The following is a 22329-nucleotide window of genomic DNA, read 5'->3' as shown; positions in this document are numbered from 1 at the left end:
TCCTTAAACATCGGAGATCACCTGCCCGCCGGCGATGGTGTGCACCGTATAGCCATTGAAGATTTTCTGCGCCTCTCCGGCGGCGTAGAGCGCTTGGTAGGCTTCGTGCGGCAGCAGCGCGTGCTTCTCGTAGGCCGAGACGCCCATGCGCGCGGCTTCCAGGTCGTCCGTGTCGATCAGGAATTCCTGCCGCGCCGGCGTCGAGGACCAGAACCCGCGCTCGCCCGGCACTTCCGCCTTCGATTGGACCTCCTGGATCGTCCAGGTCAGCAGCCACGCGTTTTCCGGCTTGAACACCTTGGACAGTACGTCGGACACGATGGAATTGTTCTCCGTGATGCCGGCCGAGTAGAACGGTCCGAGCACGATCCGGCGAACCTGCTTGGGGTGCAGCGTGTCGAAATCCTTGTCCATGTTGGTGGCGATCGTCGCCGGCGACAGCGAATAGGCCGAATTGCGGGCGCAGAAATCGTCGAAGGCATGGGCCAGGTCCGGATTCAGGAGGCCTTCGACCGGGAGCGGAATCGGCACGTCCTTGCGCAGCTTGCCCTTACTGTCGACGAGGTCGCGGACCATGGCGTCCGAACTGTCCTCCACCGCGGCCATGTAGACCATCGGCAGGTTGGCGGTCCCGTCGAAGGCGCCCCAGTGAACCAGGTAATAGGGCCGCATCGCCTTCGGGTTCACCGAAACCCGGATCGTGCGCGGCAGCACCAGCGGCGAGAACACCTGGCCGTCCTTCAGGCTTTCCAGGTAGAGCCGCTCGGCCATCGACTGCTGCAGCGCCGTCGGCATCGCCTTGTGCCGCAGGATGAAGTCGGCCATCTCGGAACGAAGCTCGTCGCCCTGCGGAATGGCGGCCAGCCGCTCGCCGGCCCGTGCCTTGTCGTTTTCCAGTTCCAGCACGTTCTGGAACACCGGGTACCCGCTCTCGGCCCGGCTGATGCGGAACCGGTCGGCGAAGCCCAGCCGGTTGCGCCAGCAGTCGAACGACGTCTCCAGGCGGGCGAGATATTCCACCAGCACGTCTGCCACGATTCCGTGACGGTACAGGGGCGAGGAATCGTCGCGCAGGAAGGTGTCGAGCCCTTCCAGCGCAGACCGGATGGCGGTGAAGTAACGCTCCGCCGGCGTGTCGGCGATGTCGGCCATGGCCCCCATGCCCTCCGTCGCGTCAGCCCTGCTTCACGTAGTCCGCCGCATTGTGCTTGCGCATGACCTCGTCGAACCGCCGTGCGAAATCCTCGTCGGCCAGCTTCTTGCGGCGCTGGATGTCCGCGGTCACGACCATGTTCTTCTCGTGCATCTCCAGCAGGTCGCCGATGTGCTTCTGCGCCGCCGCGCCGATGCCGGCCATGGTCTCTTCCGCCGTGTTGTCCACCTGGCTGCCCAGCGTATTGATCTTGTGCGCGACGTCCTGCTGCGCGGCCGTCTTCAGCGAATCCTCCAGCGCCTTGTAGAGCACGATGCGCTGTTCGGTATCGATCGTCAGCTTGTTGATCAGCGTCTGCTGGGCGGCCTTCTGGTTGTTCAGCGAGTCGACGAAGGTCTGGAACATCGAGGTGTAGCGTTCAAGCGTCTGGCTTTCGGCCAGCAGTTCCTGTTCCTTGGCCTGCGCCTCGTTGTACTCGGTCGCCAGCTTCGAACGCTCGCTCTCCAGCGAGGTCCGCGTCTTCTGGTCGGTCGATGCCGCGATCTGGTTTTCCAGGTCGAGCAGCATCGGGTTGAGTTCCATGATCTTCTTCTGGGTTTCCTCCAGCCGCGCCATGGCGTCCTTGCGCCGCTCCAGCACCTGCTTGAGGCTCGTTTCCGAGGTGGTGTAGCGGCTGTCGAGCACTTGCTTCTGGCTCTTCAGGATGCCGACGATCGTGTCGGACTTGGAAAGCAGTTCCTGAAGGTTTCCGGCCAGCGACATGTTGCGGACGCGCTCGGTGCGCATGCGCTGCATGTTCTGCTTGGAGAAGATGCCGATGAACTTCTCCCAGCCCGTGTAGCTCTTCATGCTCTCGAACTCGGCGCCGAAGACGTTGGTCGCATCCTCCAGCCCGATGATCAGGTCGGCGATATTGCCTTCCATGGTCTTCTGCTGCTTCAGCACGTCCTGGATGCGCGCGTTCTCGATATCGAAGTCCTGTTCGCCGATCTTGGCATCCGCCTTGGCGAATTTTTCAAGGATGACGCCGGACTGTTCGATCTTCGAACGCATGCTCTCCACCTGCTGGCGGGTCCGTTCGATTTCCTGGTCGAAGTTCTGAAGCTGGGCCATGAATGTTCCCCTCAAGGCTGGCAGGTGCCGCGATTGCATAGACTATAGGTATGACCCCCATGGATTGAAAGACTGACCGGGAGCGAAGGCAAAAGAAAAGGGCGGGGCTCGCGCCCCGCCCGTGACAGGCGTCACAGCCTGTCGCTGCGATCACTGCTCGGCATCGATGTAGGCGATCACGTTGGCGACGTCCTCGTCCTTCTTGAGGCCGGCGAACGCCATCTTGTTGCCCGGGATGTAGCCCTTGGGGTCCTTCAGGTATTCCGCCAGGGTGTCGTTGTTCCAGACAAGCCCTTCCGCGCCCTTCGCCTTCATGGCGTCGGAATACTTGAAGCCTTCGACGGTGCCGGCGGTCCGGCCGATCACGCCATCGAGATGCGGTCCGACCTTGTTCTTGCCCTTCACGTCGTGGCAGGCCTTGCACTTGTTGAAGACCTTCTTGCCGGCCGCCGCGTCGCCATCGGCGTGGGCAGGCATGGCGAGCGCCGTCATCGCGGCGACAACGGAAAGGCCAAGTGCGGTACGAATCTTCATGGTTTCCTCCTTGCGGGGTTTTTCGGTCGTCCTTCGCCGCGCACCTTACACGCGATGCGATAAAACGCCATGAGACATTTTGGCAGTAGACGGGCATTTCTTCCCGCAGGAATTGCAGCGCCTGCTCATCAAACGGATCGCTTCAGTTGCCGGTGAAACCGACCAGGTCCTCGGCCTTCCAGCGCCCCATTTCCTCTTCCCAGTGGCGTCGGCACAGGGAGACATAGCGCTCCTCCCCGCCGATGACCACCTGCGCGCCGTCGCGCATCACCTTGCCGTCGGGTCCCAGCCGCACCACCATCGAGGCCTTGCGGCCGCAGCGGCAGATCGTGCGGACTTCGCGCAGGTCGTCGGCGATCGCCAGCAGTTCCCGCGACCCTGGAAACAGCGCACCACGGAAATCGGTCCGCAACCCGTAGGCCATCACCGGGACGTCCAGGCGGTCGGCCACCCGCGCCAGTTGCCACACCTGTTCAGGGGCGAGGAACTGCGCCTCGTCGACGAAAAGGCAATGCAGCGGTCCGTGATCCTCCAGCCGCTGCCGCACCCGCTCGAAGAGGTCGTCGCCGTCGGCGAACCGTTCCGCGTCCCGGGCAAGGCCGATTCGCGAGGCGATCCGCCCGAGCCCGGCGCGATCGTCGAGGGCGGCGGTGAACAGCATGACCGTCATCCCCCGCTCCTGGTAGTTGTGCGCCGCCTGCAGCAAGAGCGTCGACTTGCCGGCGTTCATCGTCGAGTAGTGGAAATAGAGTTTCGCCATCACCGAGGCTCCGCGCCGATCATGCTGTCCACGTAGGTTTCCACCATCACTTGCGCCGGAAGCGCGGTTTCGGGCAGCGCGCCCAGAGCCGCCCGGATATAGAACCCGTCGATCATCGCCGCCACGCCCTCGGCGATCTCGCCGGCCCGCTTTCCGGAAATCGGGCGCAGGGCATCGAGCAGGTTGGAGCGCAACCGGCCGTGATAGGCGGCAAGCAGCCGCCGCGCCGGCTCCGAGCCCTGCGCATGCACGTAGAAGACCAGCCACGCCGACACCGTCTCCGGCCGGAACTGCTCCGGCGCGAGCGAGGCGGCGATGATGGCGGACACGCGCTCACGCGCGGTTCCGGCGCCGGCCAGCGCCTGCCGCACGGCGGCACCGTATTCCGACAGCAGGTGGCGCATGGCCGCCAGCAGCAGGCCTTCCTTGGACCCGAAGTAATGATGCGCAAGACCCTGGCTGACGCCGGCATGGCGCGCGATCTGGCTGATCGTCACGTCGAGCGATCCCTTGTCGTGAATCGCGGCGATCGCCGCTTCGATCAGCGACCTGCGCCTGATGGGCTCCATCCCGACCTTGGGCACCGCTTTCTCCCGTTCGTCATCGCCGTATCTTGAATAGCCGTTCAATAACGACTTGCAAATCGCGCCCGTTTGTGGCGGGTTGGTAAAAAACTTAACCGAGCGCGCAAGCTTCTGTAATAGTGCGCGCCATCAATGAACAGGAAATGGGAGACCACCATGCGAATGATCCTCGCCGCTGCATTGCTCGCCGCCAGTGCCGTCGCCGCACCGGCCCTTGCCGCCGAACCGGACAGCTGCTCGACCGTCCGCTTCTCCGACGTCGGCTGGACCGACATCACCGCGACGACGGCGGCGACGACCGAGGTTCTCAAGGCGCTCGGCTATGAAACCGACATCAAGGTCCTCTCCGTTCCGGTGACCTATGCCTCGATGAAGAAGAAGGACATCGACGTCTTCCTCGGCAACTGGATGCCGACCATGGAAGGCGACATCAAGCCCTATCGCGAGGACGGCTCGGTCGACACCGTGCGTGAGAACCTCGAAGGCGCGAAATACACGCTGGCCACCAACAAGGCCGGCGCCGATCTCGGCATCAAGGACTTCGCCGACATCGCCAAGCACAAGGACGAGCTCGACGGCAAGATCTACGGCATCGAGCCGGGCAATGACGGCAACCGTCTCATCCTCGACATGATCGAGAAGGACGCCTTTGGCCTCTCCGGCTTCGAACTGGCCGAATCCTCCGAGCAGGGCATGCTGGCCCAGGTCGGCCGCGCCTCGAAGCGCGACGAGCCGATCATTTTCCTCGGTTGGGAACCCCACCCGATGAACGCCAATTACAACATGACCTACCTGACCGGCGGTGACGACTACTTCGGCCCCAACCTCGGTGGCGCGACGGTCTACACCAACACCCGCGCCGGCTATGTCTCGGAATGCTCCAACGTCGGCAAGCTTCTGGAGAACCTGAAGTTCTCGCTGGCCATGGAAAACGAGATCATGGGTGCCATCCTGGATGACAACAAGAAGCCGGAGGACGCCGCCAAGGCCTGGATGAAGGGTCATCCGGACATGGTCATGTCCTGGCTCGATGGCGTCACGACGAAGGATGGCGGCGATGCCGCCGCTGCCGTCAAGTCGGCCCTGGGCATGTGATCGGCGCCGGGCCCGGCCTCGGCCGGGCCCGTCTCCCATCCCCTACCGGTAAGACGGAACCATGGAATTCCTGACGGAAAACAAGATTCCGGTCGGCCGCACCGCCAGAATGGTTGTCGACTGGATGACAGACCATCTCGGATGGTTCTTCGACGGCCTCGCCCGGATCATGGACGGACTGATTGACGGCCTGCTGGCCGTCCTGTCCTGGCCCCATCCGCTCGTGCTCACCGCGGTCTTCGTCGCGCTCGCCTATGCCCTGCGCCGCTCGGTCTCGGTCGCGCTGCTGACCGCCGCCGGCTTTCTCTTCATCATCAACCAGGGTTATTGGGGTGAAACGCTGGAGACGCTGACGCTGGTCGTCTCCTCCTGCATCCTGTGCATGGGTGTAGGCGTTCCCATCGGCATCGCCGCGGCCCATCGACCGCGCCTCTATGCCGCCCTGCGCCCCCTGCTCGACCTGATGCAGACCCTGCCCACCTTCGTCTATCTCATTCCGGCGATCGTCTTCTTCGGCATCGGCATGGTACCGGGCCTGATCGCCACGGCGATCTTCGTTCTGCCGGCGCCGATCCGTCTGACGCATCTCGGCGTCTCGTCCACGCCGCCGCAGCTTCTCGAGGCCGGGCAGGCCTTCGGCGCCTCGCGCCGGCAGCTTCTCTGGAAGGTCGAGCTTCCCTGGGCCGTGCCGCAGATCATGGCCGGCCTGACCCAGACCATCATGCTGTCGCTGTCCATGGTCGTCATCGCTGCGCTCGTCGGCGCCGATGGCCTCGGCGTCCCCGTGGTCCGCGCCCTCAACACCGTCAACACCGCGCTCGGCTTCGAATCCGGCTTCGTCATCGTCGTCGTCGCCATCCTGCTCGACCGCATGTTCCGCGCGGGGCGCGAAAAATGAGCGATCATCCTGCCATCCGCATCGACCGCGTCTGCATCATGTTCGGCGACAAGCCGGAAGGTGCCATGGCGCTTGCCGACAAGGGCATGACCCGGGCCGAGATCCAGGAACAGACCGGCCAGGTGCTCGGCGTCCACGAATGCTCCCTCGACATCGCCAAGGGCGAGATCCTTGTCCTCATGGGCCTGTCGGGTTCCGGCAAGTCGACGCTTCTCCGCGCCATCAACCGGCTCAACCCCATCACCCGCGGCGAGGTGACCGTGTGGTGCGACGACGCCCCGCGACAGGTGCGCGCGGCCAACGAGAAGACGCTGCGCGAGATCCGCGCCCACCACGTCTCGATGGTCTTCCAGCAGTTCGCCCTCCTGCCCTGGCGCACGGTCGCCGACAACGTCGGCCTTGGCCTGGAACTGTCCGGCCTGCCGCGCGCCGAACGCGAAGCCGCCGTCGCAACCCAGCTGGAACTCGTCGGCCTCTCCGCCTGGGCCGACCGCCAGGTGGCCGAACTCTCCGGCGGCATGCAGCAGCGCGTCGGCCTTGCCCGCGCCTTTGCCACCGGCGCTCCCATCCTGCTGATGGACGAGCCCTTCTCCGCCCTCGACCCGCTGATCCGCAACCGCCTGCAGGACGAGTTGCTCGATCTCCAGTCGCGCCTGAAGAAGACGATCGTCTTCGTCAGCCACGATCTCGACGAGGCCATGAAGATCGGCAACCGGATCGCCATCATGGAGGGCGGACGCATCATCCAGTGCGGCACGCCGCAGGACATCCTGCTCAAGCCGGCCAATGACTACGTCTCCGATTTCGTCGCCCACATGAACCCGGTCTCGGTGCTGACCGCGCGCGATGTCATGCGTCCGGGCCTGAGCCAGTCCGGCCAGGCCGCCGCCGGCACGGTGACGCCCCAGACCGGGCTTCGCGAGCTGATCGACCTGGCAGCCAGCCGCAAGGGCGTCTTCGGCGTTATCGAGCGCGGCAAGGTCATCGGCGAAGTCGACGCGGAGACCATCGTCGCGGCCATCGCCCGCTACCAGCGAAGCGACAGCCTCGGATCCGCTCCCGCCGACAAGACCTGACCGCACCCCGGAACCTGCGGCAAAGATGGACGTGCATGGCACGTCTGCCAGGCATGGTTCGCCCGCACACGAATGCGCGCCTCGGGCATCACATGCTTTACTTGCATTTCCGGACTCCACAAACACGTCAGGCGTGTTTAATGCAGGGCCGTGTGCAGGAAGTGAAAATAGGGGAAATGGGATGGGCCGCAATTTCTGGCTGTTGCCGGCTTTGCTCGCTGGCAGCAACCCGCTGATTATGCCCGCAGCCCTCTCATCGCTGTCATGCTTCGAGACTTCCGGCACCGAACCCAGGGGGCACGCGATGCGTGACGTTCAACCAGCCTGTTGCGGTGGTGACGAATCCATCCTCTGCCATGTGAAAATCGTTTGAGATGCGAAGCAACCGGCGGCGGACTCGTCGGGACGCCATTGCTTCCCGCAGAATTGAGGATTGTGACGATGGATGATCCGGCCTTGTTGGCAGGGGCGGTGGCCGGCCTGCTTCACGACACGTCGACTTGGTTGGCGGTCGTTTTTGCCGCAGTTGCAGGAACGAAGCAGAACCAACTGGGAATCGCGGCTGTTGCCGTCATTGGAGTTGTCTGGCGCATAGTGGAAACGACTCAAGGTCGGGAAACCTTCGGGTTGCCCGTGGACGTGCCGATGTTGATCGCATCTGCCATCGGGATCGCCTGCTTTGCACTCCTCGGCGGCTATTCGGCATTTCTCATCGCCCGGCGGCAATCCGGCTGACCTTGGCAGGTGGCGGACGACGTGCCGCTCGATCTGCTAGCGATTCTTCCACGCACGATGGAAGCCCCGAACAAAGGCGGGGCATCTGGCCGCTCGGCCATTGCAAGAGCCGCCCGGTCCGTCCTACAATCCCATTGTTACATAGCATAACTATTCTGATCGCCTTTGGAGGAGACACCATGCAGATCAATGGAGTTGTGGCCGCGGTGACCGGCGGCGGATCCGGTCTTGGCGAAGCCACCGCCCGGGCCCTGGCCGCCAAGGGAGCCAGGGTGGCGTGCCTTGACGTCAACATGAAGGGCGCCGAGGCCGTCGCGGCCGACATCGGCGGTGCCGCCATTCACTGCGACGTGTCGAGCGCCGAGAGCGGCGTCGCGGCCATGGCGCAGGTCCACGAGCAGCTTGGCAACTGGCCCCGCATCCTCGTCAACTGCGCCGGCATCGGCACTGTCGGCAAGACCGTCGGCAAGGAAGGCGCGCTTGACCTCGCGGTCTTCCAGCGCACCATCAACGTCAACCTCGTCGGCACCTTCAACATGATCCGGCTGATGGCCGAGAAGTGTCAGGACATGGACCCGCTGGAGGGTGGCGAGCGCGGCGTGATCGTCAATACGGCATCCGTGGCCGCCTTCGATGGCCAGATCGGCCAGGTCTCCTACTCGGCGTCCAAGGGCGGCGTCGTCGGCATGACCCTGCCGATCGCCCGCGACCTGTCCCGCTCGGGCATTCGCGTCATGACCATCGCGCCGGGCCTGTTCAAGACCCCGATGATGGCCGGGCTTCCCGAAGAGGCCCAGATCTCGCTCGGCCAGCAGGTCCCCTTCCCGCCGCGCCTCGGCGACCCGGCCGAATATGCCGCCATGGCCGTCCACATCGTCGAGAACCAGATGCTCAACGGCGAGACGATCCGCCTTGACGGCGCCATCCGCATGGCCCCGCGCTGAGCCGGGAACGTCCCGCCTGCAAGGCGCAGTGCTGCCCTGCAGGCGGGCGATGCGACCATGACCGACCAGAAGCGCGACCCGGTCCGGCCGGCCGATGACGAGTCCCGCCAGCTTGTCGACAGGCTGGTGCGGACCGCCCGCCATGCGGCGCTCGCCGTCCTCGACCCGGAAACGGGCGGCCCCGCGGTCAGCCGCGTCGGCCTTGCCACCGCGGTCGACGGCACGCCGCTTGTCCTCGTCTCGACCCTGGCCGCACACACGCGCGGGCTTCTGGCCGACGGACGATGCTCCCTCCTGGTCGGGGAACCGGGAAAGGGCGACCCGCTCGCCCACCCGCGGGTCACCTTGGCCTGCCGCGCAAGACGCATCCGGTCGCCTGGCGAGGAAGAGGAAAGCGCGCGCCGGCGCTATCTGGCCGCCAACCCGAAGGCAACGCTCTATGCCGGTTTCGCGGACTTCTCCTTCTTCGCGCTCGACCTGCAATCGGCCAGCCTGAACGGCGGCTTCGGCCGCGCCTACCGGCTTGCCCGGGATGACCTGCTCTGCCCGCCCGAGGCGGCCCGGGCCTTCGCCGGCGCGCAGCAGGAACTGCTGGATTGGCTCAACGGCCGTGGCGCCACGCTGCTCCGCGCTGCCGCCATGGCCGCCGGCCTGGAAACATCGTCCTGGACCGTGACCGGCATCGATCCCCGTGGACTGGACCTTGCCCGGGGCAGCCGCACCGAGCGCCTCGCCTTTCCCGAATCGATGCATGCCACAGACGCGGTGGAGAAGGCGTTGCGCAGCATGGCCAACGGCTAGTTCGGCATAAAATGTTACAGCAATGCAATTTCAGGCCGAAATGACTGTAACTTCAAAAGGCAATAACTTCAAATATTTAACCGGATTTTTACAACACTCCGCAGGGCAATGCAATTTTCCCTTGCGTAAATTATCGGTTCGTGTTTTCTAAATTTTGTGTGTGCGAACTGGGACCCTTGCCCCCGGGGTCCTGTAATGGAAACAGCCTTTAGAAACGGGTGGTACCGGGGCATATGTCTTTAAACAACGTCTATCAGAAGGCCGAGGAAACTGCGGCCTATCTCACCGTGCTTGCCAACGCCAAGCGGATTGAAATCGTTTGCCTGCTCGAGGATTCGGAGTTTTCCGTCGGTGCGCTGGCCGACAAGGTTCACCTGAGCCAGTCGGCCCTCTCCCAGCACCTCGCGAAGCTCCGCAGCCAGGGACTGGTTGCAACGCGCCGCGACGGCCAGACGATCTATTACCGCCTGGCCTGCCCGCTTGCGACACGCCTGCTGACCATGATGCAGGATGACGAGCAGCAACTGACCCACTGACCGAAAGCAGCCCTGTCCGGATATTTCCGGCCAGGGCTTGACCTTCCAGTCGCTGGAAGCACCATATCGGCCTCCAGACACAAAGGAGGTCCTTTCATGCAGACGAAACTCACCATCGAGGGCATGCATTGCGGCGGCTGCGTCAAGTCCGTCTCCGCGGCGCTTTCATCGGTTCCCTCTGTCACCAATGTCGACGTGAATCTCGAGGCGGGCCTTGCGACGGTTTCCCACGATGGCGCGGCGGCCGGCGCGATGATCGCCGCGGTCGAGGATGCCGGTTTCGACGCCGCTCTGGCGGAAAACGCCTGAGTCATGACGACACACCCTGATCATGCCGAGTTCGACGTCACCGGAATGACCTGCGCCGCCTGTGCGGCACGCGTCGAGAAGGTGCTTTCGCGCGTCCCGGGTGTGGAGAAGGCGCAGGTCAACCTCGCGCTTGAACGGGCCGCGATCGATTTCACCGGCGACGCAAGCCCCGAGGCCCTGGTCGCGGCCATCGAGAAGGCGGGCTACGGCGCCCAGTTGCGCGTGTCCGACATGGCCCGCCAGCGCGAGGCCGACGAGGCGCTGGCGGCACGCCGGCGCGCCGAGGAACGCCAGACGCTTCTGCGCACGCTGGTCTCGGCAGCCCTTTCGATCCCGCTCGTCATCGGAACGGCGCCGGCCATGCTGGGGCTTGGCGAAACGCTGATCGGTCCCTGGACCCAGGCCGGCCTTGCCGCCGGCGTCATGGCGGTGTCCGGAACCCGCTTCTACCGCGAAGCCTTCGCGGCGGTTCGCGGCGGTGGCGCCAACATGGCCGTTCTCGTGTCCATCGGCACGACCGTGGCCTTTGCCTGGTCGCTCTGGCAGGTCCTTGCCGGTCACGGCCATGGCCATCTCTACTTCGAGGCCGCCGCCGTCGTGCTGACGCTGGTCATGCTCGGCAAGTATCTCGAGGCCCGCGCCCGCCAGGGCGCGTCGTCCGCGCTGGCGGCGCTCGGCAAGCTGCAGCCCCGAAGTGCCGAGCGCATCGGCCCGGACGGACCCGAAACGGTTGCCGCCGAAGATCTTCGCCCGGGCGACCGCGTGCTGGTCCGGCCGGGAAAGCAGATGCCCTGCGACGGCACCATCCGCTCGGGCGCCACATCGGTCGATGAATCGCTTGTCACCGGCGAGAGCCTCCCCGTCGAGCGGCAGCCCGGCGACCCCGTCATCACCGGCACGGTCAACGGGTCCGGCGCCGTCGAGGTCGAGGTCACCGCCGTCGGCGCCGACACGCGGCTGGCGCGCATGACGAAGCTTGTCGAGGAGGCCCAGCAGGGCAATGCGCCGATCCAGCGCCTCGTCGACCGAATCTCCGCCGTTTTCGTGCCCGTCATTCTCGTGGCGGCCGCCCTCACCTTTCTCGGCTGGTGGCTGATCGCCGGCGATGCCGAAGGCGGTCTTGTCGCCGCGGTCTCCGTGCTGGTCATCGCCTGCCCCTGCGCCCTCGGCCTTGCCACGCCCACCGCGCTTGCCGCCGGCACCGGCGCGGCCGCCAGGGCCGGAATCCTCATCCGCGACATCGAAACGCTCGAGACGGCGGGCCATGTCGGCGCCATCGCCTTCGACAAGACCGGCACGCTGACCCTCGGCAAGCCCCAGGTGTCCGCCATCGAACCGGCGGATGTCGCCAGGACGGACATCAACGCGGCTGAACTGCTGACCCTCGCGGCGTCGCTCGAAGCCTCCAGCGAGCACCCGCTCGCCGAGGCGCTGGTCATCAAGGCCAAGGCCGCCAATCTCGCGCTGAAGCCGGCCTCCGGTGTCACGGCACGGGCCGGCCAGGGCCTGATCGGCACGGTCGATGGCAGGCGGGTCGCGGTCGGCAACATGCGCCTCATGGCCGCGGAGGGCATCGGGGAAGCCGCCGCCCAAGACCTGTTTGCCGCCCTGCCGGCAGCGGGAACCACTGCCGGCGTGGCCGTCGATGGCCAGCTTGCCGGCGCCATCGCCTTCTCCGACCTGCCCCGCAAGGAAGCCGCGGAAGCCGTGGCCCGGCTGCGGAAAACCGGCCTGGAGGCCGTCATGCTGACCGGTGACAACGAGGCCGCGGCGCGCCGGGTCGCCGGGGAAATCGGCATCGATGACGTTCGCGCCGCGCTGGCGCCGGAAGAGAAGGTGGCCGCAGTCCGGGCCATGGACACGAACCGCAAGGGCGGGGTCGCCTTCGTCGGTGATGGCCTGAATGACGGACCGGCGCTCGCAGCCGCCAAGCTCGGCATCGCCCTGTCGTCCGGCACCGACGTGGCGCGTGAGGCAGCCGCCATCACGCTGATGCGCCCGGACCTGACGCTCGTGCCCGCGGCGCTCGACATCGCCGCGAAGACCAAGCGGACGATCACCCAGAACCTCGTCTGGGCCTTTGTCTACAATGTCATCGGCATTCCGCTGGCTGCGCTGGGCATCCTGTCGCCGGTCTTCGCCGGCGCCGCCATGGCCTTTTCCTCGGTCTCGGTCGTGACCAACTCGGCGCTGCTCGCCCGCTGGAAGCCGCGCGGAAAGCGATGAACCTCGTCCGGATAGAAACGCCGGACGATCCAAGGATCGCCGCCTATCGCGACATCCGCGAACGGGATCTTGCCGGACGCGACGGGCTGTTCATCGCCGAAGGCAAGGTCGTCCTCAACGTGCTCTTCGGCGCCCGCCGGTTTCGCGCCCGTTCGGCCCTCATCCTGGAAAACCGCCTTGCGGGCATGGAAGACACGCTCGCCATGGCCGATCCGGCCATGCCCGTCCATGTCGCGTCGCGCCAGGTCATGGACGCCATTGCCGGTTTCCCGGTCCATCGCGGCATCCTTGCGCTCGGCGAACGCCGCGATGGCGAAAGCCCGTCCGGTATCCTGCCCCCGCCAGGTGCAGCCTCCCGCATCGTCGCGCTGGCCGGCATTGCCAACCACGACAACATGGGCGCCATCTTCCGCAATGCCGCCGCCTTCGGCGCCGATGCCGTGCTGCTGGACGACGAGTGCTGCGATCCGCTTTACCGCAAGGCGATACGGGTCTCGGTCGGCGCTGCGCTCAAGGTTCCTTTCGCACGGGCCGGAACGGCAAGCGCCATGGCGGACACGGTTCTCGCGGCGGGGTACCGGTTGCTGGCCCTTTCGCCATCGGGCAGCACAAGCCTTCGTGACATCGCGCCGCGGGAGCGGACAGCCATCCTGCTCGGCACCGAGGGCGAAGGCCTGCCGTCGGACCTCATGGCACGGCTGGAAACGGTCCGCATCCCCATGCGCCGGGACTTCGACAGCCTGAATGTCGCCACCGCCGGTGCCATCGCGCTCGGCCATGTCTTCAGGGATGAGGAGAGCTGAGGACGCCGGGTGGGGCGTGCCGTTTCACCAGGGTCGTGCTAGTCCACCTTGGCCGAAGCCGACTTCTGCAGCACGCGGATCCGGTCCGCGAGGCTCACGACGCGGTCGCCCGCCGCCGTGTCGAGGCCGGTTTCCTGCAGCCGGCTCGGCCGGGCCAGCGCCGCATGGATGGGAGAGTCCGGCCCTTCCATGTCTGCGGTGAGACGCACCACCTCGGCAGTCAGGTCGTTGATCTGCTCCCGCAGCAGCGCGTTCTGCTGCTTCTGTTCCTGCCAGTCGTCGCTCTTGGACTTTTCGAACGCCGCGATCTGTTGCTGCAGCCGCTCGTTCAGGTCCTCGGCCTCGGCGAGTTTCTGCGATACCCGCTCGCGGTCCTTGCCCAGCAGGCCGACCGCCTTCTCCACCTCGCCGCCCGTGGCATTCTCGAGCAGGCTGGACATCTGCAGGCTCATTCCAGCGAGATCGCCCGCCAGTTGCGCCTTTTCCTCGTGGGAATCGACCGCCTCGCGCGTCGCCTCGTCGATCTGCGAACGGTTGGCTTTCAGTTCCTCGCGCAGCCGCGCGATATCCTTTTCGCGCCGGTCCAGCTTGTCCTCGCGGTCGGCAACCGTGGACATCAGCCTTTCGACCTTGTTCTCGGCCAGTTCAAGGCGGCTGAGCGTTGCCGCCAGTTCCTGGCGGAGCGACTTGGCCTGGTTCTCGTGCTCGCGCGCCAGCGCCTCGCTTTCGCGCCGCTGCGCCCGGAGCCCGTCGATATCGCCGGACAGCCGCTCGAGGTCGGCATCGCGGGCCACGAGTTCCACCTGCTGCTCCGACGAGGTCACCGACAGCTCCTCGGCGTGCTCGCGCATCCGCTCGTATTCGAGCGCCTTGGCTTCCAGTTTCGCGTCGAGCCGCCGCAACTTGTCGGCCGCGTCTTCCAGCTGCTGCTCGCGCGCCTCGAGCTGGGAGCGCAGCGAGGCACCGCGCGACTCCAGTTCGGCCACCATCGCGGTCTTCTCGTCGCGTTCGTCGCCGAGACGGCGGATCTCGTCGCGGTAGCGGCCGATCTCGGCCACGTGCACGGCCGCCTTGTCCCTGAGCGCCTTGACGCTCATTTCCAGCCGCCGGGTCGACATCGCGAATTCGGCGCGCATGCGGTCCTTGTCGGCCTCGATCTCGTTGAGCGTCAGGGGAACGGATGCCTCGATGCGCTTGCGCGTCAGCGCCACGGCGCGGCGCCAGACGGCCGGCGCCAGCATGAGGGCAAGGAACCCCGCGCACAGAAACCCGAGACCAAAAAACAGGGCCGACTCGATCACTGGAATCCCCATCCCTGGGCAGGACACCGCGCCCTGCCCGCATGATCTCATCGTGCCATGGTTACGGGGTTTGAATCCAGCCGAAAGACCGGCAACCTCTGGTTAAGGTTAAATGGCCCGCCAGACCGGATGACGGTCGGCGGACCGCGCCGTCAGAACGGGTTCCAGGTCGGCTGGTGGGTCAGCTTGAGGTATCCGACGTTGAGGCCGAGCCGGGCGCCGAGCCCGGTCTTGATGGGCACCAGCAATTGCCTGTTGTTCTTCAGCACGTGGAAGCCCACGCCGGCGACGACATAGGCCGAACCGGACACGCCCAGAAAGCGGTGATAGAGCTCGTCGACATTGTCGAGATTGTAGACCAGCATCATCGTGCGCGAGCCCTGGCCGCCGAAATCCCAGCCGATCGAGGGCCCTTGCCAGAACACCTTGTGATCGCCCGCGTTCTTCGTGTAGAGCACGCCCTCGCCGTAGGTCAGGCCACCGATGATCGCGCCCGACCCTTCCTCGCCGAGCACGTAGCCGTTGGGCAGCCCGTACTGCGAGAAGATCCGTTCCACCAGCGTCGCGAGGCCGCCGGTCGTCGAGCCGAAGAAGCGGTGGCCCGCATCGACGATTTCCTGGGCGCCGTAATTGTCGGCCGCCCGTGCCGGCGCCGCGAATCCGATCGCCGCGACGGCCAGCATCAAGGCGGCTGCCAGCCGCGCCGCAAACTGTCTTGTCATGAAATTCCACATTTCCTGCGTCTCCGTGCGGAGCGCATCCTGCATGACCCGTCCTGTCGGATGGATGACGGCTCGTTCGGCGGCCGTGTCCTTCCCATCCTGCGGCGCGTCGAACCTTAGCGCCGCAAATCTTTTTGCATGATTAAGATGACCGCGAATGATGGCCTTACGGTGGCAAAAACCCGCCATTTCCCCCTCTTTCCTTGCCCGCGGCGGATACGCTGTGTATCGCTTCTGGACGGCATGAAAATGATGATTCGCATCCGGCAGGCGGGGCGGGTTCTTGACGGGAAGGGGTTAAGCAATGGCGGATATTTTCACGCTCTCCGCGACTGATCTGGGCGCGCTTCTGTGCAGCCGCGTCTGCCACGACATCATCTCGCCGGTCGGCGCCATCAACAATGGCCTGGAACTGCTCGACGAGGGCGGTGCCGACGAGGATGCCATGGCGCTGATCCGGGCCTCGGCACGCAACGCCTCTGCCCGCCTGCAGTTTGCCCGCATCGCCTTCGGCGCGGCCGGCTCGGCCGGCATGCAGATCGACACCGGCGACGCCGAGGCGGTAGCCAAGGCATTCATCGCCAACGAGAAGCCCGAGTTCGAATGGGTCGGCGCCCGCGCCCTGCTGCCCAAGAACAAGGTCAAGCTCCTGCTCAATCTCATCCTGATCGCCAATGGCGCCATCCCGCGCGGCGGCAAGATCGTCGTGCAACTGGAAGACCTCGAAACCAGCCCGCGCTTCACGCTGACCTCGACCGGCAAGATGATCCGAGTCCCGCCGAAGTTCCTCGAACTGCATGGCGGCAACACGCCCTCAGAGCCGATCGACGCCCACTCGGTCCAGCCCTATTACACGCTTCTCCTCGCCCGCGAGGCCGGCATGACGATCGACATTCGCGCCACCGGCGAAGAAGTTGTCCTGACCGCCTCCTGAGGTTGAATTCGCGTATCCGGAAAAATTGCGGCCGTCATTTGGCGGTTGTTTACCTATCTGGCCTAGCCTTGAACGTGGCAGGGGAAACAAGAATAGGTGAATTGCCCGAAGTGAGGCTCAACAATGAAGCGTTGCCTGATCGTTGATGATTCCACAGTCATCCGAAAGGTCGCAAAGCGTATCCTGTCGTCCGAGACGCTTCGGATCCTGGAAGCCGAGAACGGCTCCATGGGCCTCGCCGTGTGCCGTTCCGAGCTCCCCGAATACATCATCCTGGACGCCACGCTGCCGGATTACACGCCGACCGAGTTCATCACGACCCTGAAGGGCTGGGTCGAGGCCGACCGGATGCCGGTCATCCTCGTGCTGCTGCACGAGCTCGACATCGTCCCGATCATGCGCGCCAAGCGCGCCGGTGCCGCCGGCTACCTGCTCAAGCCGTTCGACCGCGAAAGCCTGACGACGCGTTTCTTCGAGCAGGTGGAAAAGGCAAGGCAGGCCCGGAAGCCCTCCCGCGCCGCCTGACCGGCGGCGCCCCCCGTCCCCGTTTCCCGTTTCGTATGGCCAACAGGCGTAAAAAGCCTGGCCGCGGCTTTGCGCGCGGCAGCAAGAGGCCCGCGCCGTCCGGGTCCATGCCGCGAAAGGGATCCGCACGTCGCCGCCCCGGCCGGGAAATGCAGAACCCGCCAGCCGGTCTGTGCCGGTGGCGGGCCGCGATGGCGTGTCAAAAAGGGGAAAGGCGATACGGCTCAGGCGCTTTCGCGGATGTCGTCCGGTTCGCGCAGGACATACCCGCGGCCCCAGACCGTCTCGATGTAGTTCTGGCCGCCGGATGCCGCGTCCAGCTTCTTGCGAAGCTTGCAGATGAACACGTCGATGATCTTCAGTTCCGGCTCGTCCATGCCACCGTAGAGGTGGTTCAGGAACATTTCCTTGGTCAGCGTCGTGCCCTTCCGCAGCGAAAGGAGCTCGAGCATCTGGTATTCCTTGCCGGTCAGGTGAACGCGCTGGCCGCCGACTTCCACGGTCTTGGCGTCGAGGTTGACCACCAGGTCGCCCGTGGTGATGACCGACTGGGCATGGCCCTTGGAGCGGCGGACGATGGCATGGATGCGCGCGACCAGCTCGTCCTTGTGGAACGGCTTGGTCATGTAGTCGTCGGCGCCGAATCCGAGGCCGCGAACCTTGTCCTCGATCCCGGCCATGCCGGAGAGGATCAGGATCGGTGTCTTGACCTTCGACAGACGCAGGGTCCGCAGCACCTCGTAGCCCGACATGTCGGGGAGGTTCAGGTCCAGAAGAATGATGTCGTAGTCATACAGCTTCCCGAGGTCGACCCCCTCTTCCCCGAGATCCGTCGTATAGACATTGAAGCTTTCCGACTTGAGCATCAGTTCGATGCTCTGTGCGGTAGCGCTGTCGTCTTCAATAAGCAGAACGCGCATTTCGATCCCCTTCTCGCACCCGAATCAGGCATTGGCGCCAATGACGAGCGGAACAGTCCTTGCCTGATCCGGAGGCTGGCATGAAATGGTTAACAAAATCCGAATCGGATTTGCAAGTGACCCACTTCAACGCAAAGTAAAATAGCCAACCACCTGTTTTAACTTCATTTTCCGTGACCTGAGACGAACCGGGAAACGTTAACTTTTTCCGCCAAGCGATTCAGAAGACTCATCTTGCAGGCCTTAACCAAGACGACAGATTTTTTTTACCGCGCCTTAAGTTCCGACCTCTATGATTAATGATGCCCGTAAACGAAAGGTTACCGGGACGGCATGGGACGGGCAGATTAGCAGGTCCCGAATCGGTCCTTTCGCCTGCGGACGGAGTGAAGACCGGCTTTGTGTATATGGCCGGGTGGTTTTGTTGTGGAGTATCGAGTCATGAAATCACGCGATAACCTGGTCCGGTTGAAGCTTTTCCAGGTCAACGAGAAAAGACGTCAGCTTGCCCAGCTCGACATGATGATCGCCGAATTCGATCGCAAGGCGGCGGAGCTGGAAATCCAGATCGGCCACGAAGAAACGAAGGCCGGCATCACCGACCAGTCGCATTTCGCCTACCCGACCTTCGCCAAGGCCGCACGGCAGCGCCGCGAGAATCTCATGGCGTCCCAGTCCGATCTGAAATCCCAGCGCGATGCGGCCGAGGCAGCGCTCGCCGAAGCCGAGTCTGAACTGGGAAAGGCGGAAATGCTGGAGAACCGCGACGTCAGGTCGCGCGAACCGGCCGGCAACCGCCGCGCCATGATCGGCTGATCTCCGCAACATCAAGGTCATGAAGCCGCCCGCCCGGGCGGCTTTGTTGTGCCTGGAACCGCCGTCCGGCGCGCGCAGGCCGGCCCGGCCCCCGGGTCTCCTTCCGGACAATCCTTCATTTCCATTCCGCGCGCACTCGTCTAAAGCGGTGTCATGCGAACCGCCCTTGCCCTTTGCCTCTTTGCTGCGACCGCGAGCTTCGTCCTCGGCGTGACCCTGCCGCTGGTGGAGATCGAACGCCTGATCGTCTTTTCCGATGAACCGTCGCTGGTGCAGATGGTGACCGGCCTCTGGCAGCGCGGCGACATGGCGCTGGCAGCCCTGATCGCCCTCTTTTCCATCGTCACGCCGGCATCCAAGCTCCTGCTGCTGCAGATTGCCGCGGCGAAAGGCCCCGGCTCCCGGGCCCCGTCCTGGCTACATGGCCTGTCGCGTTGGTCGATGCTGGATGTGCTGCTGGTGGCCATCGTCGTTTTCGCGGCCAAGACCTCGGGCCTCGCGACGGCAATCACCAAGCCGGGCCTGTGGTGCTTTGCGGCTTCCGTCATCCTGACGGCAACGGCCGCGAAACTGGCCGACCGCTAGGGCCGCGCCCGGCAGCCGAAAGGCCGGAGTTCGAATGAACCCGGCCTCTGGAAGACGCGATTTCTTTTCGGATCAGTGTCGGTATTGCTGGATGCGCGTCGTGCGCAGCCCGGCAAGGCCGTGATCGTCGATGGAAGCCTGCCAGGACAGGAATTCCTCGACCGTGAGCCGATACCGGCTGCAGGCCTCCTCGAGGCTCAGCAGACCGCCGCGGACTGCCGCCACGACTTCCGCTTTCCGGCGGATCACCCACCGCCGGGTATTGGTGGGGGGCAAATCGGCAATCGTCAGGGGGCTCCCGTCCGGGCCGATGACATATTTGACGCGTGGTCTCGCCAGATCGGTCATTGTACTCTCTACACAAACTCAAGGACCTTACTCGGACACACTACCGCCGCATCTTTAAAAAAAGCCTAAACTACAGGTAACGCTGGGGTAATCTTGGTAAATTGCTGTTTACCGAATCACTGCATGGGCCGGCGTTGCGGCAGGCCGGTGCACCGACCGGCCAGTCGCGGCAAGGAACCGGCGCCATGGCCCTCGCGCTTTGCGGTCGCTTGCCCTATATAGGGCTGAATGAATGGAACCCGGCCCTTGAAACCGGCGGAAATGCGATGAACAGTCTAGATCTTCCCGGACGCCCCGAGGACACCCGTATCGTTGTCGCCATGTCGGGCGGCGTCGACTCTTCCGTCGTTGCCGGCCTGCTGGCACGCGAAGGCTACGATGTCGTCGGCGTCACGCTGCAATTGTACGACCATGGCGCAGCCACCCACCGGCCCGGTTCGTGCTGTGCCGGCCAGGACATCGACGACGCCCGGCGCGTCTGTGAGCGTCTCGGCATTCCCCACTACGTGCTCGACTACGAGAAGCGCTTCCAGGAAGCGGTGATCAATCCCTTCGCTGAAAGCTACATGGCGGGCGAGACGCCGGTGCCCTGCGTGGCCTGCAACCAGACCGTCAAGTTCGAAGACCTGCTGCAGACGGCACGCGATCTCGGCGCCGAGGCGCTGGCGACCGGGCACTACATCCGCTCGCGCGTCAACGGCGAACACAGGGCGCTCTACCGCCCCGTCGATGCCGACCGCGACCAGAGCTGGTTCCTGTTCGCCACGACGCAGGAGCAGGTCGACTACCTGCGCTTCCCGCTGGGCAGCCTGTCCAAGCCCCAGGTCCGCGAGCTTGCCGAAAGCATGGGCCTCGAAGTGGCCGGCAAGCAGGACAGCCAGGATATCTGCTTTGTGCCGCAGGGAAAGTACACCGACATCATCGCGAAGCTGAAGCCGGAGGCCTCCGAGCCGGGCGAGATCGTCCATATCGACGGCCGCGTGCTTGGACGCCACGAGGGCATCCTGCGCTTCACGATCGGCCAGCGCCGCGGCATCGGCATCGCCGCCGGCGAACCGCTCTATGTCGTCCACATCGACCCGGCCCGCGCCCGGATCGTTGTCGGTCCGCGCGAGGCGCTGGAGACGCGCAAGCTCTGGCTGCGCGACATGAACTGGCTTGGCGACGGTCCGCTGTCGGCGCTGCCGTCCGAAGGCATGGAACTCTACGCCAAGGTGCGGTCCACCCGCCCGCCAGCGCCTGCCCTGCTGCGCATGGAAAACGGCACCGCGACAGTGGAACTGCTGGATGGCGAACTGGGCGTGGCGCCCGGCCAGGCCTGCGTCCTCTATTCGGATCCCGGCAACGAGGCCCGCGTCTTCGGAGGCGGCTTCATCGCCCGTTCGGAGCGTGAGAAGACCGCCGAGGCGATGCTCCGCCATCTGGAATCGGTGTGAGCGCGAGGCGCTCTCAGGCGAGAACCGCCCAGAGAACGCGAAGCGCCATGAAGATCACGATCAGTGACCCGATCGTGTAGAACGTGGCGCGCACCTCGTGGCTCTGCTTCGTCGTATAGGCCACGAAGTGCGCCATCCTTGCGGCAACGAAACCGTACATCAGCACCTGCGCCTGCCACAGTGCGGGGTCGATGACCACGAACAGCAGCCCGGCGGCCAGGAAGCCCGGGATATTCTCCAGGTCGTTTCGATGCATGCGCCGCGAGCGGTCGACGTAATCGTTGACCGCGAGTTGCGCCTCGCCGGGGCTCCTGTTGAGCAGGCCGAACCGGACATCCTCGGGGCTGGCAAGGCCGGATTTGCTCTTCATCATCCGGTAGACCGTCATCCAGCCCTGCCCCATGATCTTCAGCACCATCAGCGCGGCAGCAATGACATAGGTTTCGAAAACCGGGTTCTCCAGACTCAGCATGGCCCTGAACGTCCCCTGCTCCTTGGCCGCGATCCGACCTTTACTTACCAATGGTAAGCAATTACCTTACCGCTGGTAAGTTGTCAACGGACGGGACTGATGGCGGAATCAGACACGCGGGAAATCATCCTTTCGATCGCGCGCGACATCGTGGCCTCAAACGGCCTGCACGCCGTGTCCTTCGATGCCATCGCGCAAAAGCTCGGGCGATCGAAACAGGCAGTTCTGTACTGGTTTCCGAACAAGCCGGCGCTGCTGGCCGCCATGTTCGTGCCATGGCTTGCAGCGGAAGCCGGCGCGGCCACTGCCTCCCTCGAAACGGCGACGGGCCGCGACGAGGCAATCCGGTCATTCGTGATCGCGGTCGCCGGATTCCATTTCACCGACCTCGAACGCTTTCGCATGATGTATCTTCTACCGCAGACCGCGCGAACGTCCGCGACGAAGCGTCAGGCCGGACCCGTCCTGGACCACGTTCACCCGGTCACCGACAGCCTTTATGCGACCCTGGCCGCGCACTTGCCCGGAGACCGGAACGAAGCGCGGCGCGAGGCCCTGGCCATCCATGCGTCGGTGCTGGGACTGGTCCTCGTCTTCGCGCTCGGCGACGCCATCCGGGATCCGCTGAAGCACGGGGCAGCCGACATGATCGAAACCCTGTGCAGGGCATTGACGGGGAGAACCGCCGACCGGCCCTGACCGG

Annotated in this window: 26 protein-coding genes; 16 read left to right on the top strand and 10 right to left on the bottom strand. The window is 64.8% G+C overall.

The genetic code is table 11. The features are described 5' to 3' along the window. Positions 1-3 precede the first annotated feature (3 nt). The 5 genes from CSC94_RS09770 to betI all read right to left on the bottom strand — a co-directional run bounded on the left by CSC94_RS09770 (position 4) and on the right by betI (position 4144). Positions 4-1152 carry a DNA cytosine methyltransferase gene (locus CSC94_RS09770; RefSeq protein WP_099306143.1) on the bottom strand — a complete coding sequence of 383 codons (1149 nt, stop codon included), beginning with the start codon at positions 1150-1152 and terminating at the stop codon, positions 4-6. A gap of 22 nt (positions 1153-1174) precedes the next feature. Next, complete coding sequence (locus CSC94_RS09765) at positions 1175-2266, bottom strand: coiled-coil domain-containing protein (protein ID WP_099306142.1); 1092 nt, start codon at positions 2264-2266, stop codon at positions 1175-1177. A gap of 150 nt (positions 2267-2416) precedes the next feature. Beyond that, entirely contained in the window at positions 2417-2800 is a 384-nt protein-coding gene (locus tag CSC94_RS09760; protein WP_099306141.1) for a c-type cytochrome, read from the bottom strand. 142 nt (positions 2801-2942) lie between these two features. Next, complete coding sequence (locus tag CSC94_RS09755; RefSeq protein ID WP_099306140.1) at positions 2943-3560, bottom strand: thymidine kinase; 618 nt, start codon at positions 3558-3560, stop codon at positions 2943-2945. Beyond that, entirely contained in the window at positions 3560-4144 is a 585-nt protein-coding gene (gene betI, locus CSC94_RS09750; RefSeq protein WP_099306139.1) for a transcriptional regulator BetI, read from the bottom strand. Before betI ends, CSC94_RS09755 begins: the two co-directional genes overlap by 1 nt. A 162-nt stretch (positions 4145-4306) precedes the next feature. Here betI and CSC94_RS09745 point away from each other — a divergent pair, with 162 nt between their 5' ends. From CSC94_RS09745 to CSC94_RS09700, 10 genes are all read left to right on the top strand, one after another. Further along, on the top strand, positions 4307-5239 hold the full coding sequence (locus tag CSC94_RS09745; protein ID WP_425356515.1) for a choline ABC transporter substrate-binding protein: 933 nt from the start codon (positions 4307-4309) through the stop codon (positions 5237-5239). Between the two features lie 61 nt (positions 5240-5300). Continuing rightward, positions 5301-6137, top strand: a complete 837-nt coding sequence (gene choW, locus CSC94_RS09740; RefSeq protein WP_099306137.1) for a choline ABC transporter permease subunit — start codon at positions 5301-5303, stop codon at positions 6135-6137. After that, a complete protein-coding gene (gene choV, locus CSC94_RS09735) occupies positions 6134-7213 on the top strand; it encodes a choline ABC transporter ATP-binding protein (RefSeq protein ID WP_099306136.1) in 1080 nt (359 codons plus the stop codon). The genes choW and choV overlap by 4 nt, the downstream gene beginning before the upstream one ends. Before the next feature lie 441 nt (positions 7214-7654). Beyond that, entirely contained in the window at positions 7655-7948 is a 294-nt protein-coding gene (locus tag CSC94_RS09730; protein ID WP_099306135.1) for a hypothetical protein, read from the top strand. 179 nt (positions 7949-8127) lie between these two features. Then, entirely contained in the window at positions 8128-8892 is a 765-nt protein-coding gene (locus tag CSC94_RS09725; RefSeq protein WP_099306134.1) for an SDR family NAD(P)-dependent oxidoreductase, read from the top strand. Between the two features lie 57 nt (positions 8893-8949). Then, a complete protein-coding gene (locus tag CSC94_RS09720) occupies positions 8950-9693 on the top strand; it encodes a HugZ family pyridoxamine 5'-phosphate oxidase (RefSeq protein WP_099306133.1) in 744 nt (247 codons plus the stop codon). Between the two features lie 233 nt (positions 9694-9926). Continuing rightward, positions 9927-10229: an ArsR/SmtB family transcription factor gene (locus tag CSC94_RS09715; protein ID WP_099306132.1), complete on the top strand. Its 303-nt coding sequence runs from the start codon at positions 9927-9929 to the stop codon at positions 10227-10229. Between the two features lie 96 nt (positions 10230-10325). Beyond that, positions 10326-10538, top strand: a complete 213-nt coding sequence (locus tag CSC94_RS09710) for a heavy-metal-associated domain-containing protein (RefSeq protein WP_099306131.1) — start codon at positions 10326-10328, stop codon at positions 10536-10538. A gap of 3 nt (positions 10539-10541) precedes the next feature. Beyond that, entirely contained in the window at positions 10542-12764 is a 2223-nt protein-coding gene (locus CSC94_RS09705) for a heavy metal translocating P-type ATPase (RefSeq protein ID WP_099306130.1), read from the top strand. Beyond that, complete coding sequence (locus CSC94_RS09700) at positions 12761-13567, top strand: TrmH family RNA methyltransferase (RefSeq protein WP_099306129.1); 807 nt, start codon at positions 12761-12763, stop codon at positions 13565-13567. The genes CSC94_RS09705 and CSC94_RS09700 overlap by 4 nt, the downstream gene beginning before the upstream one ends. A 38-nt stretch (positions 13568-13605) precedes the next feature. On the opposite strand, the gene CSC94_RS09695 is transcribed toward CSC94_RS09700, so the two are convergent. Both CSC94_RS09695 and CSC94_RS09690 read right to left on the bottom strand, forming a co-directional pair. Then, a complete protein-coding gene (locus CSC94_RS09695; RefSeq protein ID WP_099306253.1) occupies positions 13606-14868 on the bottom strand; it encodes a coiled-coil domain-containing protein in 1263 nt (420 codons plus the stop codon). Positions 14869-15020: 152 nt separating this feature from the next. Beyond that, complete coding sequence (locus tag CSC94_RS09690) at positions 15021-15551, bottom strand: DUF1134 domain-containing protein (RefSeq protein WP_245408315.1); 531 nt, start codon at positions 15549-15551, stop codon at positions 15021-15023. Positions 15552-15894: 343 nt separating this feature from the next. Here CSC94_RS09690 and chpT point away from each other — a divergent pair, with 343 nt between their 5' ends. Together chpT and CSC94_RS09680 are read left to right on the top strand one after the other, a co-directional pair. Next, positions 15895-16524 (top strand): histidine phosphotransferase ChpT, encoded by a 630-nt coding sequence (gene chpT / locus CSC94_RS09685; RefSeq protein ID WP_099306128.1) that lies wholly within the window; start codon positions 15895-15897, stop codon positions 16522-16524. A 123-nt stretch (positions 16525-16647) separates the two neighbouring features. Further along, positions 16648-17049, top strand: a complete 402-nt coding sequence (locus CSC94_RS09680; protein WP_099306127.1) for a response regulator — start codon at positions 16648-16650, stop codon at positions 17047-17049. Positions 17050-17273: 224 nt separating this feature from the next. Here the strand turns inward: CSC94_RS09680 and ctrA are convergent, their stop codons facing one another. Next, positions 17274-17969 (bottom strand): response regulator transcription factor CtrA, encoded by a 696-nt coding sequence (gene ctrA / locus CSC94_RS09675; RefSeq protein ID WP_099306126.1) that lies wholly within the window; start codon positions 17967-17969, stop codon positions 17274-17276. Positions 17970-18410: 441 nt separating this feature from the next. Here ctrA and CSC94_RS09670 point away from each other — a divergent pair, with 441 nt between their 5' ends. Together CSC94_RS09670 and CSC94_RS09665 are read left to right on the top strand one after the other, a co-directional pair. Then, on the top strand, positions 18411-18785 hold the full coding sequence (locus tag CSC94_RS09670; protein ID WP_099306125.1) for a flagellar export protein FliJ: 375 nt from the start codon (positions 18411-18413) through the stop codon (positions 18783-18785). A 153-nt stretch (positions 18786-18938) separates the two neighbouring features. Continuing rightward, complete coding sequence (locus CSC94_RS09665) at positions 18939-19370, top strand: paraquat-inducible protein A (RefSeq protein ID WP_099306124.1); 432 nt, start codon at positions 18939-18941, stop codon at positions 19368-19370. A gap of 72 nt (positions 19371-19442) precedes the next feature. On the opposite strand, the gene sciP is transcribed toward CSC94_RS09665, so the two are convergent. Then, positions 19443-19718: a CtrA inhibitor SciP gene (gene sciP, locus CSC94_RS09660; protein ID WP_099306123.1), complete on the bottom strand. Its 276-nt coding sequence runs from the start codon at positions 19716-19718 to the stop codon at positions 19443-19445. Positions 19719-19984: 266 nt separating this feature from the next. Here sciP and mnmA point away from each other — a divergent pair, with 266 nt between their 5' ends. After that, positions 19985-21154: a tRNA 2-thiouridine(34) synthase MnmA gene (gene mnmA / locus CSC94_RS09655; protein ID WP_099306122.1), complete on the top strand. Its 1170-nt coding sequence runs from the start codon at positions 19985-19987 to the stop codon at positions 21152-21154. Between the two features lie 13 nt (positions 21155-21167). On the opposite strand, the gene CSC94_RS09650 is transcribed toward mnmA, so the two are convergent. After that, positions 21168-21626: an MAPEG family protein gene (locus CSC94_RS09650; protein ID WP_099306121.1), complete on the bottom strand. Its 459-nt coding sequence runs from the start codon at positions 21624-21626 to the stop codon at positions 21168-21170. 99 nt (positions 21627-21725) lie between these two features. Here CSC94_RS09650 and CSC94_RS09645 point away from each other — a divergent pair, with 99 nt between their 5' ends. Then, positions 21726-22325 carry a TetR/AcrR family transcriptional regulator gene (locus CSC94_RS09645; RefSeq protein WP_099306120.1) on the top strand — a complete coding sequence of 200 codons (600 nt, stop codon included), beginning with the start codon at positions 21726-21728 and terminating at the stop codon, positions 22323-22325. Positions 22326-22329 lie beyond the last annotated feature (4 nt).

It is taken from the genome of Zhengella mangrovi (genome assembly GCF_002727065.1).
In the GTDB taxonomy this organism is placed as follows: domain Bacteria; phylum Pseudomonadota; class Alphaproteobacteria; order Rhizobiales; family Rhizobiaceae; genus Zhengella; species Zhengella mangrovi.
Note: the sequence above shows the minus strand (reverse complement) of the source record. Positions and strands in the feature narration are given on the sequence as shown.